Annotated in this window: 16 protein-coding genes; 10 read left to right on the forward strand and 6 right to left on the reverse strand. The window is 58.6% G+C overall.

Annotated elements, in window-relative coordinates; genetic code table 11:
* The first annotated feature begins 14 nt into the window (after positions 1-14).
* On the forward strand, positions 15-1109 hold the full coding sequence (ychF, locus tag PPRO_RS03655) for a redox-regulated ATPase YchF (RefSeq protein WP_011734688.1): 1095 nt from the start codon (positions 15-17) through the stop codon (positions 1107-1109).
* A 95-nt stretch (positions 1110-1204) separates the two neighbouring features.
* On the opposite strand, the gene lpxC is transcribed toward ychF, so the two are convergent.
* Positions 1205-2032, reverse strand: coding sequence for a UDP-3-O-acyl-N-acetylglucosamine deacetylase (gene lpxC / locus PPRO_RS03660; protein WP_041532112.1), 828 nt, complete (start codon positions 2030-2032; stop codon positions 1205-1207).
* A gap of 31 nt (positions 2033-2063) precedes the next feature.
* The gene (cysE, locus tag PPRO_RS03665) at positions 2064-2756 is read right to left on the reverse strand and encodes a serine O-acetyltransferase (RefSeq protein WP_011734690.1); all 693 of its coding nucleotides are present in this window, start codon (positions 2754-2756) and stop codon (positions 2064-2066) included.
* A gap of 213 nt (positions 2757-2969) precedes the next feature.
* Here cysE and PPRO_RS03670 point away from each other — a divergent pair, with 213 nt between their 5' ends.
* The 4 genes from PPRO_RS03670 to PPRO_RS03680 all read left to right on the forward strand — a co-directional run bounded on the left by PPRO_RS03670 (position 2970) and on the right by PPRO_RS03680 (position 7313).
* Positions 2970-4595 carry a fumarate hydratase gene (locus PPRO_RS03670; RefSeq protein ID WP_011734691.1) on the forward strand — a complete coding sequence of 542 codons (1626 nt, stop codon included), beginning with the start codon at positions 2970-2972 and terminating at the stop codon, positions 4593-4595.
* A 128-nt stretch (positions 4596-4723) separates the two neighbouring features.
* Entirely contained in the window at positions 4724-4891 is a 168-nt protein-coding gene (locus PPRO_RS20755) for a hypothetical protein (RefSeq protein ID WP_157039927.1), read from the forward strand.
* A 110-nt stretch (positions 4892-5001) separates the two neighbouring features.
* The gene (gene rpsA, locus PPRO_RS03675; RefSeq protein WP_011734692.1) at positions 5002-6225 is read left to right on the forward strand and encodes a 30S ribosomal protein S1; all 1224 of its coding nucleotides are present in this window, start codon (positions 5002-5004) and stop codon (positions 6223-6225) included.
* A gap of 197 nt (positions 6226-6422) precedes the next feature.
* Positions 6423-7313: an ATP-binding protein gene (locus PPRO_RS03680; RefSeq protein ID WP_011734693.1), complete on the forward strand. Its 891-nt coding sequence runs from the start codon at positions 6423-6425 to the stop codon at positions 7311-7313.
* Between the two features lie 107 nt (positions 7314-7420).
* On the opposite strand, the gene PPRO_RS03685 is transcribed toward PPRO_RS03680, so the two are convergent.
* From PPRO_RS03685 to PPRO_RS03695, 3 genes are all read right to left on the reverse strand, one after another.
* On the reverse strand, positions 7421-7624 hold the full coding sequence (locus PPRO_RS03685; RefSeq protein WP_011734694.1) for a cold-shock protein: 204 nt from the start codon (positions 7622-7624) through the stop codon (positions 7421-7423).
* Between the two features lie 176 nt (positions 7625-7800).
* Positions 7801-9453, reverse strand: coding sequence for a putative manganese-dependent inorganic diphosphatase (locus tag PPRO_RS03690; RefSeq protein ID WP_011734695.1), 1653 nt, complete (start codon positions 9451-9453; stop codon positions 7801-7803).
* Positions 9454-9494: 41 nt separating this feature from the next.
* Entirely contained in the window at positions 9495-10838 is a 1344-nt protein-coding gene (locus PPRO_RS03695) for a DEAD/DEAH box helicase (RefSeq protein ID WP_011734696.1), read from the reverse strand.
* 402 nt (positions 10839-11240) lie between these two features.
* Between PPRO_RS03695 and secA the strand changes: the two genes are divergently transcribed.
* Entirely contained in the window at positions 11241-13931 is a 2691-nt protein-coding gene (secA, locus tag PPRO_RS03700) for a preprotein translocase subunit SecA (RefSeq protein WP_011734697.1), read from the forward strand.
* A gap of 122 nt (positions 13932-14053) precedes the next feature.
* Here the strand turns inward: secA and PPRO_RS03705 are convergent, their stop codons facing one another.
* A complete protein-coding gene (locus PPRO_RS03705) occupies positions 14054-15409 on the reverse strand; it encodes an aldehyde dehydrogenase family protein (protein ID WP_011734698.1) in 1356 nt (451 codons plus the stop codon).
* 855 nt (positions 15410-16264) lie between these two features.
* On the opposite strand from PPRO_RS03705, the gene rpsF reads away from it, so the two are divergent.
* The 4 genes from rpsF to rplI are packed head-to-tail and all read left to right on the forward strand — an operon-like array spanning position 16265 to position 18418.
* Positions 16265-16654 carry a 30S ribosomal protein S6 gene (gene rpsF / locus PPRO_RS03710; RefSeq protein WP_011734700.1) on the forward strand — a complete coding sequence of 130 codons (390 nt, stop codon included), beginning with the start codon at positions 16265-16267 and terminating at the stop codon, positions 16652-16654.
* Between the two features lie 21 nt (positions 16655-16675).
* A complete protein-coding gene (gene rpsR / locus PPRO_RS03715) occupies positions 16676-16960 on the forward strand; it encodes a 30S ribosomal protein S18 (RefSeq protein ID WP_011734701.1) in 285 nt (94 codons plus the stop codon).
* Between the two features lie 9 nt (positions 16961-16969).
* The gene (locus tag PPRO_RS03720; protein WP_011734702.1) at positions 16970-17938 is read left to right on the forward strand and encodes a YybS family protein; all 969 of its coding nucleotides are present in this window, start codon (positions 16970-16972) and stop codon (positions 17936-17938) included.
* A 24-nt stretch (positions 17939-17962) separates the two neighbouring features.
* Positions 17963-18418, forward strand: a complete 456-nt coding sequence (gene rplI, locus PPRO_RS03725) for a 50S ribosomal protein L9 (RefSeq protein WP_011734703.1) — start codon at positions 17963-17965, stop codon at positions 18416-18418.
* Positions 18419-18473 lie beyond the last annotated feature (55 nt).

The raw sequence follows: 18473 nt of genomic DNA on the forward strand, positions 1-18473 counted from the left end.
AAAGGCGAGTCTTTATGGGTTTCAACTGCGGTATCGTCGGTCTCCCCAATGTGGGGAAATCCACCATATTCAATGCGCTGACTTCCGCCGGCGCCGAGTCGGCCAACTATCCTTTCTGCACCATCGACCCCAATGTGGGGATCGTGCAGGTGCCGGATCCGCGCATGGATCAGCTGTCGGCCATCGTCAATCCGCAGCGTATCCAGCCCACCACCATTGAGTTCGTCGATATCGCCGGTCTGGTCAAGGGAGCCAGCGCCGGGGAGGGGCTGGGCAACCAATTCCTCGGCCATATCCGCAGCGTTGATGCCATCATCCATGTGGTGCGCTGCTTCGATGACGATAATGTGGTTCATGTCAACGGACGTGTGTCGCCGGCTGCGGACATCGATACCATCCATACCGAGTTGGGGCTCTCCGACCTGGAGACGGTGGAGAAGAAATTGCAGCGTGCCGAAAAGGCTGGTCGGAGCGGTGATCGCAAGCTGAAAGATGAGGCCGCCTTCTACCAGCGGGTCAGGGATCTGCTTGATCAGGGCAAGAACGTGCGCGGCGTGGCGGAAAACGAGGACGAGCGTCTCTGGTTGCGCGATCTGCACCTCCTGACCGACAAGCCGGTCTTGTACGTGGCCAACGTGGCCGAGGATGATCTTGGCGGTGAACACCCCTTTGTGGGGCAGGTGCAGCAGATCGCCAGTCTGGAGGGGGCCGGTGTGGTCACCATCTGCGGCAAGCTGGAGGCGGAGATCTCAGAACTGGAGGGTGAGGAGAAACAGGCCTTCCTCAATGACATGGGGCTTGCCGAGGCCGGCCTTGACCGGCTGATCCGCAGTGGCTACGAACTGCTTGGCCTGATCACCTACTTCACCGCCGGGGTCAAGGAGGTGCGCGCCTGGACCATTACCCGAGGGACCAAGGCGCCCCAGGCAGCAGGCGTGATCCACTCCGACTTCGAGAAGGGATTCATTCGCGCCGAGGTAATCGCTTTCGACGACTTCATCGCCTGCAATGGCGAGGCGGGTGCCAAGGAGAAGGGGCTGATGCGGCTGGAGGGGAAGGAGTACGTTGTCAGGGATGGCGATGTGATGCACTTCCGCTTCAACGTCTGACAGTCGGCATAAACATGAGGCAGGAAAAAGCCACCCCCGATTCCCCGCAACAGCGGGTCGAGGGTGGCTATTTTTGTGGCGCTACGGGAAAACGCTCAGTAGATGGCGTAGTTGGCCGGGTCGGAGAAAAGCTCCCTGAGGAACAGGTTGTTCAGGTGGTGGCCGGTCTTGTTGGCCTCCACCTTGCCCAGGATGCGGTAGCCGCTGGTGTACAGGTCGCCGATCAGATCCAGGATCTTGTGGTTGACCAACTCCTTCTTGTAGCGCAGCCCCTGGGGATTGATCACGTCGTCCGCGCCGATGACCACCGCGTTGTCCAGGGAGCCCCCCTTGGCAAGCCCCGCCTTCTTGATGGCCTCGATCTCCTCCTCAAGGGTGAAGGTACGCGAGTTGATGATGGAGAAGGCGTTTTCCACGTCGGTGACCCGCTTCTTCTGCTTGCCCACCGGCTGGCGGAACTCGATGGTCATGGTGATGTCCAGGGTGTTGAGCGGTTTCATGCGCACCCAGGAGTCGTTATGACTAACCTCCACCGTTCGCTGCACCCTCAGGTAGACCCCGCTTTCGGGGAATTCGTAGACCCCCGCCTTCCACATCCCCTGGTAGAACTCCCAGGCCGAACCGTCCAGGATCGGCACCTCGGGACCGTCGATGTAGACCAGGCAGTTGGTGATCCCGGAAAAATAAAAGGCGGCCATGAGGTGTTCGATGGTGGAGACGGAGGAGCCGCCGGAGGCGATCAGTGTGGAGAGTCGCGTGTCAGCAACCATGTCGTAGCGGGCCGGGATCAGGTTGCCGTTATGTACGAAGGCGATGCCGAACTCCCGGCGGGGAAGGAATTCCAGGTTGACTTCGCGGCCGGTGTGCAGGCCGATGCCGGTCACCTTGAAGATGCGGTTTATAGTCGTCTGACGCTTTATCATGGGGCGACTATGGCAGGTTTGGGAGGAGCCGTCAAGTGGCCACATCCCGTCGGGAGGCCTCCACGACGTTCTTCAGTTCTTCATGTTCCCTGGCCAGGAGCGCGTACTTGCGCTCCAGTTCCCGGAGCTGGTCGAACAGGCAGGATATGGCCCTCGCCTCCGGATCGGGCAGGTTGCCGTGCTCCAGGTCGACCCGCCCCTCTTCCCGCTTCTGGGACAGGACCGTTCTGCCCGGAATGCCCACAACGGTGGCGTTTTCGGGCACTTCCTTCACCACAACCGAATTTGAGCCGATCCTTGCGCCGCTGCCCACCGTAAACGGGCCAAGGACCTTGGCGCCGGATCCGACTACCACGTTGTCCCCCAGGGTTGGGTGGCGCTTGACCTTGTCCCAGGTCACGCCGCCCAGGGTTACGCCATGGTAGAGGGTCACGTTGTCTCCGATCTCGGCGGTTTCGCCGATGACCACGCCCATGCCGTGGTCGATGAAGAACTTGCGTCCGATCCTGGCGCCGGGGTGGATTTCGATGCCGGTCAGGAAACGGCCCAGGTGCGAGATGAAGCGGCCAGCCAGGAAGCACTTTCTGACCCAGAACCAGTGGGCGATGCGGTAGATCCAGAGTGCGTGCAGGCCGGGATAGCAGAGCAGTACTTCCAGGGCGTTTCGTGCCGCGGGATCGCGATCGAAAACAGAGCTTATATCTTCGCGGAGACTCTTGAACATGCTGATCACCACCTCGATGCTGAATGACCAAATATTGTTATAGCGGTACCATACTACACAAAAAATATCAAGTTAAGCGTATTCATGGATTCGGAGCCGTCGGGGTGAATTTACACTCGACAATGAGCGCGATTTTAACTAGTATGCTGCATTGACTATTCGGAAGCACCCTTTTGATGCACATCCACACTATCGACGAAAGGAGTTTCACTGATGGCAACACCCGAATTCCAGTACCAGGATCCTTTTCCACTCGCTAAAGACGAGACGAAGTATCGCAAGATCGAGGGCTCGGAGAAATATGTAACCGTCGAGCAGTTCGCCGGCAAGGATGTGGTGCGGGTCTGCCCCGAGGCGCTCACCGTACTGGCCAACGAGGCCATGAGGGATGTCTCTTTCTTGCTGCGTCCCGCCCATAATGAGCAGGTGGCAAAGATACTGAGCGACCCCGAAGCGTCCCAGAACGACAAGGGTGTTGCCATGGCCTTCCTGCGTAACGCCGAAATCGCGGCCCAGCTTGACCTGCCGCTCTGCCAGGATACCGGCACCGCCACGGTCGTTGCCAAGAAGGGGCAGCAGGTCTGGACCGGCGTCAAGGACGAAGAGTACATCTCCAAGGGGATCTACAAGACCTATACCGAGGAAAACCTGCGGTATTCCCAGACCGTTGCCCTGGATATGTACAAAGAGGTCAACACCGGAACCAACCTGCCCGCCCAGATCGATATCATGGCAACCGATGGCGATTACTACAAATTCGTCTTCATGGCCAAGGGGGGCGGTTCCGCCAACAAGACCATGCTCTACCAGGAAACCAAGGCCCTGCTGACCCAGGAGAAGCTGGAAAAATTCCTGATCGAAAAGATGAAATATCTGGGCACCGCCGCCTGTCCTCCTTACCACATCGCCTTCGTCATCGGCGGCACCAGCGCCGACGCCTGCATGAAGACCGTCAAACTGGCGACGGCCAAGGAACTGGACGGGCTTCCCACCGAGGGTAATGCCCACGGCCAGGCCTTCCGTGACATCGCGCTGGAGAACAAGATGCTGGAAGCTGCCCAGAAACTCGGTATCGGCGCACAGTTCGGCGGCAAATACTTCGCCCATGACGTGCGTGTTATCCGTCTCCCCCGCCACGGCGCCTCCTGCCCGGTGGGCATGGCGGTCTCCTGTTCGGCCGATCGCAACATCAAGGCCAAGATCACCAAGGACGGTCTGTTTGTCGAGGAGATGGACCGCAACCCAGGGCGTCTGATTCCCGATCGTTTCCGCGGCAAGCATGAGCACGGCGTCAAGATCGACCTGAACAAGCCGATGCAGGAAGTCCTGGCCGAGTTGACCAAGCACCCGGTTTCCACACCGCTGCTTTTGACCGGAACCATTGTTGTGGGCCGCGACATCGCCCATGCCAAGTTCAAGGAAATTCTGGACAGCGGCAAGCCGCTGCCCGACTACCTGAAGAAACACCCGATCTACTACGCCGGTCCGGCCAAGACCCCCAAAGGCAAGGCTTCCGGCTCCTTCGGGCCCACTACCGCGGGCCGCATGGACTCCTACGTTGACCTGCTCCAGGCAAACGGCGGCTCCATGATCATGATCGCCAAGGGTAACCGCAGCCAGCAGGTTACGGACGCCTGCAAGAAGCACGGCGGTTTCTATCTCGGCTCCATCGGTGGCCCTGCCGCAGTTCTGGCCGAGGAGAACATCAAGAAGGTCGAGTGCATCGACTTCCCGGAACTGGGCATGGAAGCGGTCTGGAAGATCGAAGTGGAGAACTTCCCCGCCTTCATCCTGGTGGATGACAACGGTAACGACTTCTTCAAGCAGCTCGGCCTGTAATGCCTGAGTCGAGCGCCCGGTTGATCGGCAACCGGGCGCTCGGATGGTTTTATCACCCCCGTGGTGGATGGGGCAACTGCTGTATCAAGCAAAACGGTAGACACTATTGAAAATCGTGGAGGTGCACCATGCAGGTTAAAGAGGGAGATGTCCTTGTTTGCAACAACGGAAAATGTCAGCTGGAGCTGAAAGTTATTCGCGCCTGTTCACCGGAGGTGTGCGGTGAAGGGGTGGAATGCGAGTTCGAAGTGCACTCCGGTGGTGAGTCGATCATTCTGTACAAGTACGAGAAGTAGAGTCTCGTCACGAGCGAACAGAAAACGGGAGAGCGATACTGCTCTCCTTTTTTTGTATGCCGGTCGTGGCTCATTAATAGCAGATATCAAACCATGCACAGGAGCAGGCCATGATCGAAAACAGTGATCTTGAGAGAACAAGCGAACAGGAGGAGAGCGAGGAGAGCTTTGCCCAGCTGTTCGAGGAGAGTTGCAGTCGGAAGGGTGGCTGGCTTGAGCCGGGGCAGAAGTTGGATGTACGGGTCCTGAAAGTGAGTGCAGAATGGGTCTTTATCGATTGTGGCCAGAAGGGGGAGGGGGTCATCGATCGCAAGGAGTTCCTCGACCAGGAAGGCAATTGTACCGTCAAAGAGGGCGATTCGATCAGCGCTTATTTTCTTTCGTCCCGCCAGGGTGAGATGCGGTTTACCACCAGGCTGGGTGGGGGCGCGGCGGGAAATGCCCAGCTGGAAGCTGCCTGGCAGAGCGGGGTGCCCGTGGAGGGGCAGGTCGAGCAGGAGATCAAGGGTGGCTATCAGATCCGGCTGGGGAGCTCTACGCGTGCCTTCTGCCCTTTTTCCCAGATTGCCCTGCGCCGCAGCGACGATCACCAGTCGCTGGTGGGCAGCCGCCTGACGTTCCGTATCACCGAGTATGGCGAGAAGGGGCGCAACATTGTGGTTTCCCGCCGTGTACTGCTGGAGGAGGAACAGCAGCGCATGAGGGAGGAGGCCTGGGCCTCCATCAGCGAGGGGATGACGCTGGACGGCACGGTCAGTTCGCTTAGGGATTTCGGGGCATTTGTGGATATCGGCGGCCTGGAGGGGCTGGTTCCGCTCTCAGAGATCGGCTGGAGCCGGGTCAAGGATGCCGCCGAACTGCTCTCCGTCGGCCAAAAGGTGCAAGTGGTCGTCAAGAGCCTTGACCAAGAGAGGAACCGCATATCCCTGAGCATAAAGGAAACCCTGGTGGATCCCTGGGATCAGGTGGCTGAGCAGCATCCCGAGGGGTCGTTCCAGAGCGGCACCGTGGCGCGCCTGACCCCCTTCGGCGCATTTGTCACCCTGCCCTGCGGGCTGGACGGTTTGATCCACATCTCCAAGCTGGGCGGTGGAAAGCGGATCAGCCATCCCCGCGAGGTGCTCAGCGAGGGACAGGCCGTGGAGGTCAAGGTCGAGGGTATCGATCGCGAAAGCCGGCGCATAGCCCTGGCCCTGGCCGGTGCCGCGCGCGCGGAGGAAGAGGAAGCCACCACCCTGGAGGAGTACCGTTCTTCTGGAGGGTCGTCCGCCGGAATGGGAACGCTGGCCGATGCCATGCGGGCCCGCTCGGAGAGGCGCGGCAAGAAGCGCTGACCCGTTGCGGTGCATGAAAAAAGGCTCCGTCGGCAGTGGCCCGCGGGGCCGGCTTTCTTTGGACCTCTCGCCGTGCTGAACAGCCGAAACATGGGAAATTGCGCTATTTTTGCTTTGACAGCCGGTACGCTAATACTGTATACACTTTTCCTTAATGTGGATGTTGAAAAACCAACAAACAGAGAGAGAAGACCACTATGAATCTGAAGCCTGAACTCATTGCCCAGCTTGAACGTGTGCTCAGCTCGGTGGAAATGCTGCTGCCACGGGCAATCCCCGCCATTGACTGGTCCAAGTCCCATGCCGCCAACTGGCGGCGACACTCCTTCTCCGGCTATCTGGAACCGGTAAAGTTTACCGATACTACCACCCTGGACGAGTTGCTTGGCGTCGAGGAGCAGAAGACCATCATGATTAACAATACGCGCCAGTTTCTGGCCGGCCTTCCCGCCAACAATGCCCTGCTGTGGGGGTCGCGCGGTTCGGGCAAATCATCCCTCTGTAAGGCGCTTTTGAACGAGTTCGCCCACCAGGGCTTGCGTTTCATTCAGGTGGAGAAAGAAGACCTGATCTATCTCTCGGAGATATTCAATGCAGTTGAGCACGAACCCTACCGCTTCATCCTGCTCTGCGACGACCTGACCTTCGAGGTGGGAGAGTTGAGTTACAAGATGCTGAAGAGCGCCCTGGACGGTTCTGTCTATTCGGCGCCGGAGAATGTGCTGATCTACGTTACCTCCAACCGGCGTCACCTGCTCCCCGAATACGAAACCGATCATCTGGGTGGCAAGTTTGTCCGCGGCGAACTGCAGCAGAGCGAGGCCATGGAGGAGAAGGTGTCTCTCTCCGACCGTTTCGGCATCTGGGTTGCGTTCTACGCTTTCTCCCAGGAGCGCTACATCGACGCGGTCAGGCTCTGCATTGCCCGTGAGGCCCGTCAGAACAAGATCGAAATTCCCTGGTCCAGCGAACTTGAACACGAAGCCATCAAGTGGGCCCAGGAGAAGAGCAAGCGCTGCGGCAGGACCGCCTACCAGTTCTCCCGCAACTGGGTCGGCCACCATCTGCTCACCATCAGGGGGGTGTGAAATCGGTTGCCATGCTGTCCGGCACCGGTCGTGAGCCTGCTGAACATGCCGTGACAATAAAAAAAGCCTGCGAATGCAGGTTTTTTGTTTTTGGGGAGGGGGGAGTACTACTGCTTCTGAACCTCTTCGGCCTGTAGTCCCTTGGGGCCCTTGACGACGTTATACGTGACCTTCTCTCCTTCGGCCAGTGTCTTGAAGCCGCTGCCGGTGATTGCGGAGAAGTGGACAAAGACATCGCCGCTGCCGTCATCCTGCTCGATAAATCCGAAACCCTTGCTCTCGTTGAACCATTTGACTGTTCCTGTTGCCATTTCCTGTTCTCTCCTTTGTTGTCTGTCATGCCCCTGAACGGCTGATTGCCGGCCAACGTGATCCTCCATCGGCATCCCCTCAAGGAAACTCCCGCTGAAAGATGGTACCTAGGTTACCTCAGCTTCGCGGCAATGCAACCCCGGGGAGAAAAAAAGCGCAAAAAAGTGTGGAAAAGTTAACCCTGCAGGCGGGCCAGCACCTTCAAGAGATGGGGCAGCATCTGTTTCTTGCGCGACATGACACCCTTGAGTTCATAGAGCTGTGGCTCCAGATGGGGACAGCCCATGACATGGGCCAGTTCCTCAATGCCCTCAGCCAGGAAGAGGGTTGTTTCGCTGATGATGTCGGTTACCATCAGGCCAGCCAGTTGCAGGCGGTCCTCCTCCCGGATGCGTTTCAGCTCTTCGCGCACCTGTTCCTTCAGCTCGTGAAATTCGTCAAAACCGACTACCTCCACCTGTCCGATGCCGAACCTGACCTGGTCCTGCGTGAAGTGCTTGAAATCCGAGCGTACAGCACGGTTCAGCGAAGCATGGGCGGAAAAGCCGCCGCAGGCGGAGAAGATTTCCCTGCCGAAGCGCTGATGGTCGAGACCGGCCAGGCTTTCGAGCCAGGTGACCATCTCCTGGTCGCGGGGCGTTGTGGTGGGCGATTTGAGGATCACGGTATCGGAGAGGATGCCGGCTAACAGAAGGGCTGCGATAGTGTTTTCAGGCTCAATACCCTGCTGGCGGTACAGCCCGGCCACCACCGTGCAGGTGCTGCCCACCGGTGAGGTGATGAAGGAGATCGGCTGGCTGGTGGGCGGGTTTCCCAGCTTATGGTGGTCGATCACCTCCAGGATCTCCACGGTCTCCGCACCCGGAACGGCTTGGGTCAACTCGTTGTGATCCACCAGGATCAGGGAGTAGGGGATCGGTGTCAGCAGTGACGACCTGGTGGCGACTCCGGCAATGGTTCCGTTCTCGTCGGTGACGATCACCGCCGGCTGCCCCCCGTGCAGCAGCTTGAGGCGCAGCTGAGCCAGGGATTCACCAAGCTCGATCTTTTCGAAGTGCGGCTCGAAAAAACATGACAGAGGAGTGGAGAGGCGGGCCAGCCAGGCGGATGTGGCGGTGTCATGGGGGGTGGAGATGACGGTGACGCCGTTGTTACGTGCCCTGTCCAGGAGTTCCCCGGGGACCGCATAACCGCCGGTCACCACCAGCAGACGTACCCCAAGGTCGATGGCTGCCTGCTGTATGGAGCGGCGGTCCCCGGTCATGATCATCAGCGAGGAGGTGTCGTAGCCTGCCAGTTGTTCCGAGAATGAATCTTCCACCATGGCGCCGATGAAGAGGTGCAGATGCTCCAGTTCGTCGCTTGCCCGGCCGGAGAGAAACTCCCCTTCGAGGCAGCCGCACAGTGAGCGCAGCGATGTGTCCACACCCCGCTTGCGCCCGGTGCCAGCCACCAGGTATTTTTCCGACAGCTTGAGCAGTGAAGCCATGCCCACCGGCCTGTCGTGCTCATCCACCACCGGCAGGACCCTGATGGAGTGGCGGTGGAAGAGCTGCAGCACGTCTCTCAGGGGCATCTCTCTCCGGGCGATTATGGGTTGACGCGAGATGATGTCCCTGACCCTGGGGTGGACGTCGGCCATGCAGAGCGGCGGCTGGAGGCCCAGTCGTTCCAGGATGTAGCCGGTCTGGGGATTGGGCTCACCCGACATGGCGGCGGTCACGTTGTCATGGCCCAGGCGCCGCTTCAGCTCTGCATAGGCCATGGCCGATGCGACGGAATCCGTGTCCGGATTCGTATGTCCGATAACATAGATCTGTTGAGCCATGCAGCTCACCTCCCGTTATGACGTTGCTGTCCCTCTCGGCCTCAGTGTGCCCGTTGTGAACGCTGGGGGCGCCGAACCGCCTGGGCCGGCACGGCACTGCCCGGCTTCCCTGTTTTCGGTTTGCCCGCTGCGGCGGCGTTGTCGCGGGGCGCTCCGCTACCCGCCGTGTTTCCCCGCGTCGCAGGTTTTCCGGACGCCTGTCTGCCTCCTCCCCGGGGGGGGCGCGGAGGACGTGCAAATTCGCTGTCCTTGTGGGGCGCCGGGACGCTGTAATCGAACTGATCCACGGTCCTGCGCTCCAGCTCCGCATTGAGTTTTTTCTCGATGGTGCGCACCATGGCGTTGTCATCGGGAGTGACCAAGGTGAATGCGTCGCCGCTGCGGGCTGCGCGTCCGGTGCGGCCGATGCGATGGATATAGGCCTCGGCCGTGTCCGGGATATCGTAGTTGACCACGTGGGAGATCTGGGATACGTCGATGCCCCGGGCGGCGATGTCGGTGGCAACCATGATCTGGAAGGTCCCGTCGCGGAAGCCGTCCAGGGCGGCCTGGCGCCGGTTCTGGGAGAGGTTTCCCTGCAGGGAAGTGGCCCGGTAGCCGGCTTTCTCCAGTTGTTCCCCCAGGCGTTTGGCGCGATGCTTGGTGCGGGCGAAGATCAGTACCGACTCTGTGTCGGTGTGGCGCAGAAGTTCCAGCAGAAGCGGGGTCTTCAGGTGCTGGCTGACCGGATAGAGGGCGTGGCTGACCGTGACCGGCGGCGCCGTACTGCCGGCCTGCACCGTTATGGGCTGGCGGAGGATGTCGCTGGCCAGGCGCCGGATGTCGTCGGGCATGGTGGCGGAAAAGAGCAGCGTCTGCCGCTGGGCGGGGAGATGCTTGAGAACCCTGCGGATATCGGGCAGAAAGCCCATGTCGAACATCTGGTCGGCCTCATCCAGTACCAGTACCTCGATTCGCGACAGATCGATCGTCCCCTGGTTGATGTGATCCAGCAGGCGGCCGGGGCAGGCCACGACTATGTCGACGCCGCGCCTGAGCCTTTCGATCTGTGGGTTGACGGATACCCCGCCGTAGACGGTCATGCTCTTCAGGCCGGTTTTGGCACCCAGTTGGGCGATGGATGTGTTGATCTGTTCGGCCAGCTCCCGGGTGGGGGCGATGATCAGCGCCCTGACTGTGCCCTGTTTTCCCTCCATCAGGCGATGCAGGATCGGCAGTGCAAAGGCCGCTGTCTTTCCGGTGCCGGTCTGGGCCAAGCCCATGACGTCGCTGCCGGCCATGACCGGCGGTATTGACTGCTTCTGGATGGGGGTGGGGGTGCTGTAGCCGGCGGCGCTGATGCCGGCCGCGATGGTGGGATGAAACTCGAACTTCTGGAAATCCATAAAACTCCTTGTCTGTGTGGTGTTACGCAAAAAGCCCCGACCTGAGTTGGGGCTTGTGTATAGTATTGTTTAATCGTTACTACCCTGACGTGTATTGCCCTGCAGTACGTTTGTCATCTGTTGACTACACATAGCAGCTTTTCAGGTTTTTGTATGCATAAATAAACGGGAGGTCGAAAAATGGGTCCACCGTTTCCTTCCTGTGTCGATTCTGTAAAAGGCATGTGACAACCGGGGCAGGGGGTGTCATGCCATGTCTGCCAGGCTGCTAACTGGTTGAATCCGCGATCGGGGCATTCAGATGGGCCTGCCGTCTTCCGGCCTTTTCTGTTGAGTACCCCCCTGAATTATGCTAGCTTTATAAGCTATTTTTCAAAAACGTAATCAGCGGGAGCAGACATAATGTTCGGTTCACTTGTTAAAAAGGTCTTTGGCAGCAAAAACGAGCGTGAGATCAAGAAACTCTGGCCGATCGTGGCGCGCATTAATGAACTGGAGGCGTCGATCTCGCCCTTGAGCGACGAGCAGCTGCGCGACAAGACGGCCGAGTTCAAGGAACGCCATGGCAAGGGTGAGTCGCTGGACGCCCTTATGCCCGAGGCTTTTGCGGTCTGCCGCGAGGCGAGCAAGCGGGTACTGGGCATGCGCCATTTTGACGTGCAGCTGATCGGCGGCATGGTACTGCATTCCGGCAAAATATCCGAGATGAAGACCGGTGAGGGGAAGACCCTGGTGGCTACCCTGCCCGCCTACCTGAACGCCATCTCGGGCAAGGGCGTGCATGTGGTGACGGTCAACGACTACCTGGCCCGGCGCGACTCTGAGTGGATGGGCAGGCTGTACTCCTTCCTGGGGCTGACCGTCGGCGTGATCGTCCATGGCGTCGAGGACGATCAGCGCCGCATCAACTACGCCGCCGATATCACCTATGGCACCAACAACGAGTTCGGCTTCGACTACTTGCGGGACAACATGAAGTTCTCTCTGGACGACTACGTTCAGCGCGGCTTCAACTTTGCCATCGTCGACGAGGTGGACTCGATCCTGATCGACGAGGCCAGAACGCCCTTGATCATCTCCGGCCCCACCGAGGATTCCACAGACAAGTATTATGTCATCGACCGGATTATCCCGTTGCTGAAAAAGGGGGAGGTTAAGGAAGAGGAGGCCAACACCCTTTCGGGCAAGCGCAAGCTCTACACCGGCGACTTCACCATCGACGAGAAGGCCAAAAGCGCTACGCTCACCGAACAGGGTGTCCTCAAGGTGGAGAAGCTGCTCAAGGTGGACAACCTGTATGACCCGCGCAATATCGAGTTTTTGCACCACACCCAGCAGGCCCTGCGGGCCCATGCCATGTACAGGCGCGATGTGGACTATGTGGTCAAGGATGGCGAGGTGATGATCGTTGACGAATTCACCGGGCGCCTCATGCCGGGGCGGCGCTGGTCCGACGGCCTGCACCAGGCCATCGAGGCCAAGGAAGGGGTCACCATCGAGAATGAAAACCAGACCCTGGCCACCATCACCTTTCAGAACTACTTCCGCATGTACAAAAAGCTCGGCGGCATGACCGGTACCGCCGACACGGAAGCAGAGGAGTTTCACAAGATCTACAAGCTGGACGTGGTGGTTATTCCCACCAACCGTCCGCTCCTGCGTCCGGACTTCCCGGACGTGATCTACAAGACCGAGCGGGAGAAGTTCGGCGCGGTCATCCAGGACATCAAGGAACATTACGCCACCGGCCAGCCCTGTCTGGTGGGTACCATCTCCATCGAGAAGTCGGAGGTGCTGTCGGAACTGCTGAAAAGGGAGGGTATTCCCCACAACGTGCTTAACGCCAAGCAGCATGAGCGGGAGGCGGAGATCGTCTCCCAGGCCGGGCGTCTGAAGGCCATCACCATCGCCACCAATATGGCCGGCCGCGGTACCGACATTCTGCTGGGGGGCAATGCCGATGCGCTGGCCAGTCAGTGGCGTCGCGCCAACCCCGAGGCTGGCGAGGAAGAGTATCAGGCGATCCTGAAGAACTACAAGACCGTCTGTGCCGCCGAGCATGACGAGGTGGTCAGGTTGGGCGGCCTGCACATCATCGGCACCGAACGCCATGAATCGCGCCGTATCGACAACCAGTTACGCGGCCGTTCCGGCCGTCAGGGCGACCCTGGTTCGTCGCGCTTTTACCTCTCACTGGAGGATGACCTACTGCGAATCTTCGGTTCCGAGCGCGTGTCCAAGATCATGGATTTCCTCAAGATCGAAGAGGGAGAAGCCATCACCCATGCCATGATCAACAAGTCCATCGAGAATGCCCAGAAGAAGGTGGAGGCCCACAACTTCGACATCCGCAAGCACCTGATCGAGTATGACGATGTCATGAACAAACAGCGCGAGGTTATTTACACCCAGCGCCGCGAGATTCTGGGGGGGCAGGATATCCGCGAGAGTTTTCTGGAGATGCTGGACGAAACCGTGGAAGAGATTGTTGCCAGCTATGCCATCGAAAAGAGCCCGGCCGAGGAGTGGGACTGGCAGGCGATCAACGAGGCTGTGTTCAAGTGTTTCAACCTGCAGTTCGAACTGCCCCAGGATACCATGGCGCGACTTACGCCGGCCGGTCTGAAGGAAATGCTCGCAGAGCAGGCCCATGCCCTGTTTGCCGCCAGGGTGAAGGAGATGGGTGACGATCTGATCGACCACCTGATCAAGGTGATGATGCTGCAGGCAATCGACACCCACTGGAAAGACCACCTGCTCAACATCGATCACTTGAAGGAGGGGATCGGCCTACGCGGCTACGGCCAGAAGGATCCCAAGCAGGAGTACAAGAAGGAGGCCTACGAGCTCTTCATGGGGCTGATCATGCGTATCCGCGAAGAGGTGGTGGAGCGTATCTTCTGGGTGCAGCTGGAGCGGCCCGAGGAGGTGGAGGAGATCGAGGAGGAGCAGCGCAGCAAAAAGATCGTCTTCAATCTCTCCGAAGAAGAGGAGCGGGTGCAGGAACCGGCCAGGAGCAACCGTGTTGCCGGGAGAAACGATCCCTGTCCCTGCGGCAGTGGCAAGAAGTACAAGAAGTGCTGCGGAAAGTAGGCGCCTGATGTTGTAGCAGCTTTAGGTCGTTGAGCAGTTGACATGTAAAACCCCCCTACCCGGGTCGTCCGGACAGGGGGGTTTTTTATTGCAACGTTTTTTCGTTGCTGGGGAGGATGTTCTTATTCGTCGCGCTCGTAGTCAACCATACGCTGTGCAACCGCCTTGATGCTCATCAGGTCGCGGAAACTGATGTTGTTGCCCAGGTAGTTGCTGCCGTCGGTGCCGCAACCCAGAGTCAGTGAAGGAGGCAGTTTGTTGTAGATCAGGCCGACGGAGCCGTGAACCGCAGGCTGGTTGAGCAGCAAACGGTTGGCGGGGATTTCCATGGCATACCTGTCCAGAATGGCCTGGTCCTGGGAGTGAACAACCGAAGTATGTCCGGCGCCGCCCCACAGCAGCTGGGATTTTGCTGCGGCAATGGCCTCGTCGGTGCCGTTGTAGGCGATATAGCCCAGAACTGGGGAGAGTTTCTCATGGCTGAACCAGTCTTCGGGTCCGATGCACTTGAGGGGCACCAACAGCAGTTTGGCGTCTTCAGGAATATCAAAACCGGCCAGCTTGGCGATGAACTGGGGTGATTTGCCGACGATGGCGGTGGCGGGAACGCCGCGTTCCTTGTCGAACATGACCGCTTCCAGCTTGGCTTTCTCTTCGTCGTTGACGAGATAGGCTCCGCGCTCGACCATCATCTTCACGCCCTCTTTGCAGACGGCCGGATCGTCAAAGATCATGGACTGGTCGGAGGAGCAGATGGTGCCATTGTCGAAGGTCTTGGAGGCGATAACGTTGTTGATGGCAACGCTGAGTTTGGCCGACTTGGAGATGAATACCGGGGTGTTGCCGGGGCCGACGCCGATGGCGGGGTGGCCGGAGCTGTACGCCGATTTAACCATGGCGCCGCCGCCGGTGGCCAGGACCAGTTTTACGCCGGGATGCTTGAACAGGGCGTTGGTTGCTTCGATGGAGGGTTCATCGATCCACTGGATGATGTCAGCGGGTGCACCGGCGCTGATGGCGGCATCACGCATCAACTGTGCTGCGTGGACGCTGCACTTCTGTGCGCGTGGGTGGGCAGCGAAGATGACGGAGTTACGGGCCTTGAGGGCGATCAGCGACTTGAACATAACGGTGGAAGTCGGGTTTGTGGTCGGTGTAGCGGCGGCGATAACACCGAAAGGTTCGGCGATGTACTTTACGCCTTCTTCTTCCCTGATAATACCAACGGATTTTTGATCTTTTTGCCATTCAGCAACAACGTGGGCGCCAAGGTGGTTCTTGATGGCTTTGTGGTCAGCGCGGCCGATGCCGGTTTCCGCTACAGCTTCTTCGCCAAGGATTACCTCGTTGGCGACGCTGACTGCGTCCATGGCGGCACAAATTTTGTCAACCTGCTCCTGGGTGAAGGTTTTGTAGATTTGAGCTGCCTTCGTTGCCTTTGCTACCAACTCATCAATCACTTTAACTACGTCTGCCATTACATACCTCCCATGGAATAGTGTTACTGCACGCAACAGCGTTAGACTGTGCGAAGCATTTTGTTGCCAAATATAACAATGTGATTTTTGCACGTGGCGTCAGTCTGGAAACAAGCCTTGACAGCCGTGTTAGATCGTCATTTTCCTTAGAACGATTATGATGATAACGGAGCCGAATATATCAAAATAAAACAGCTTGTCAAATACTTTCTTTGTGGATTGAACAGGCTTGCCGGTTGCCGTGAGTGAACGTCTGGAGCTGGTTTTTGGTGCGGCGCAAACGTCAGGACTATCGTTATATGTTGCGATACGTGGTGTTGTCTGTCTGTCTGGCTTAAAAACTACCATCGTATTGTTTGCGGCTGGGACGCCATGGCTATTCAGCGCTATGCGGGCTGGATTTCGGCGGAGGTGCGCCTACTTTAGCGCATCTCAATTCATTAAAAAACAGGTTTTGAAAATGCTATTTTATGTCAAGTTTTTGCTGCGGCATTGAGAGGCGCGGAGAGTTGGATTTAACCGCCGGTGAGCTGGCAAAAGTGTAACGTCTTTTTAGGTTGCTTTGGGTGCTGTCTGGTGTGAGAGCTGGCCTCGGTTTTCTTCGTCTTTTGGTGCGTGCGGGTTGTCGTTGCAGGGGGGTGGCGGGGTGGCGCCGTGCTGAAAAGCGACTGTTGTCGGCGTGTTGCATGGGCTGGTGGGAGTGTCTTGGATGTCGGGCCGGTTTTCAGGGGTACTATTCTGTTGCGCTTGCCGGGAAAATATAGTACAAAGTCCGTTCTTGTAAAGACGGCTTTGGCCGAATCTCCTTGTTCCGGGCAAGACCGGGACTGGAAAACCGTGAGGAGGAAACACACAATGAGGAAGTATGAAACGATTTACATCCTCCAGCCGGACCTGAGCGAAGACGATATCAAGGTCGTTGCCGACAAGGTCCAAGACGTTATCACATCCTACAAGGGTGACTTTCAACGCCTGGAAGACTGGGGCATCAGGAAGCTGGCTTATCCCATCAACAAATGTGCCAGGGGGCGCTACCTCTATCTGCGCTACGACGGCGGACGGGAAATGATCGCCGAGCTGGAGCGTCGTCTCAGGCTGGATGAAAAGGTTCTCCGTTTTCAGAGCGTCAACATCACCAACCAGCCCGAGAAGCCGGTTGTTGAGAAGAAACCGGTGCCTGTTGAGGCCGAGGCGGTGGAAAGCGCCGAGGCGGTTGCTGCTCCCGCTGAAACGGTTAGCGAATAATTTCCTGGAGGATAGAATACCATGGCCAACGAAAGACCCACATCACAGCAGAGACCCGCGGGCGGACCGCGCAAGAGACGTCCCTTTCAGCGCCGGAAAGTATGCCGGTTCTGCGCCGAGAAGAACCTGACCATCGACTACAAGGAGCCGCGTACGCTCCGTTACTTCATTACGGAGCGCGGCAAGATCGTTCCCCGTCGCATCTCCGGCAACTGCTCCGCTCACCAGCGGGAGATCACCGAGGCGATCAAGCGCGCCCGCAATCTGGCGCTGCTGCCCATAGCTTCGAATCATACGCTCCCCTAAGTACTTCGAATGAATGAGAACGCGCAGGCCGGCAGCGTCGCGACGCATCTTGTTGCAGCCGGAATCGGGGCGGCTTTGTCCTCCCTGCTGTTTTCCCTCCATATGTTGATCCCGCCGGCAGGCCTTGTTTTTGGCCTGCTGGCGCCGTTTCCGGCCATATTCTTCCGACTCCGCCATGGCCGGGGGACTGCGCTGATCATCACGCTGGCTGCCACCACCCTGCTGACCGCGGGGTTCGGCTTCCAGGTGGGCGGGCTGTACCTGGTTCAGTGCGGCGTGATCGCACTGCTGCTGCCGGAACTGCTCCTGGCGGGTTTTGGGGCGGCCCGGAGCATCGCCTGGACAACGGCCGCCAACCTGGTGGTGTATCTTCTTGCTGCCCTGACATTCATGCTGGTCAGTGGCAGCGACCTGCGTGAACTCCATGACCTTGCTGTCAGGGAGATCAACAGCAACATGGGGCAGGCCCTGACCATCTATGAGAAGGCCGGTGTCACGGGGGACGATCTCGTCGAGGTGAAGCGGGCAATGACATCCGCTGCGAGCCTGTTGCTCAGACTCTTCCCGGCCCTGACGACGCTGATGCTGATGGTCATGTCTGGCAGCAGCCTCGTGCTGGTGAAACGCTGCTCTGCCCGCTTCGGTTTTGACCTCAAGATCGGAGAATTCCGGGATTTCAGGAACCCGGAGCCGATGGTCTGGCTCCTGATACTCGCCGGTTTCGCGATGCTGAGCGATATCGGCACCATCACCACGCCCGCCCTGAACCTGCTCGTGCTGCTGGGAGCGCTTTACTTCCTGCAGGGAATGGCGGTCATATCCAGCATGCTGCTGCGGTTCGGCTCAGCCGGTCTGCTGCGGGTGGCGTTCTGGTTGCTGCTGATTGCCCAGCCCTATGTGGCGGCCCTGGTGGCTGCCATCGGAGTATTTGACCTGTGGGGTGATTTTCGCACCCCCAGAAAACAGGAAAACCTGTAAAACAGGCTTGAAAGGAGAGAATTCATGAAAGTTATTCTCAAGGAAAACATCGATACCCTCGGCCATATCGGCGACATCGTCAAGGTAGCCCCCGGTTACGCCCGCAACTACCTGCTGCCCAAGGGGCTGGCTGTGGAGGCAACCGAAAAGAACGCCAAGGCGCTGGAGCATGTCAAACGCCAGATGGCCTACCGCAAGGATAAGGTCACCCAGGCCGCCAAGCTGCTGCTCGCCAAACTGGAAGGGATTACCGTGGAACTGGTCCATCAGGCCGGCGTCGAGGGCAAGCTGTTCGGTTCCGTGACCAACATGGAAATCGCCGCTTTCCTGAAGGAAAAGGGTGTCGACATCGATCGCAAGAAGATCGCTCTTGCCGAGCCGATCAAGCAGGTGGGCGAGTACAGCGTTCCGGTCAAGCTGCACCCGGAAGTGACCGCCAGCCTCAAGGTCAACGTGAGCGCTCCCGCGGCGGCGGAGTAATCGTTTCTTACGCTTTAGCAATCGGCATTATTTTGAAAAGAGCCTGTCGGAGCCA

It is taken from the genome of Pelobacter propionicus DSM 2379, assembly GCF_000015045.1.
In the GTDB taxonomy this organism is placed as follows: Bacteria; Desulfobacterota; Desulfuromonadia; order Geobacterales; family Pseudopelobacteraceae; genus Pseudopelobacter; species Pseudopelobacter propionicus.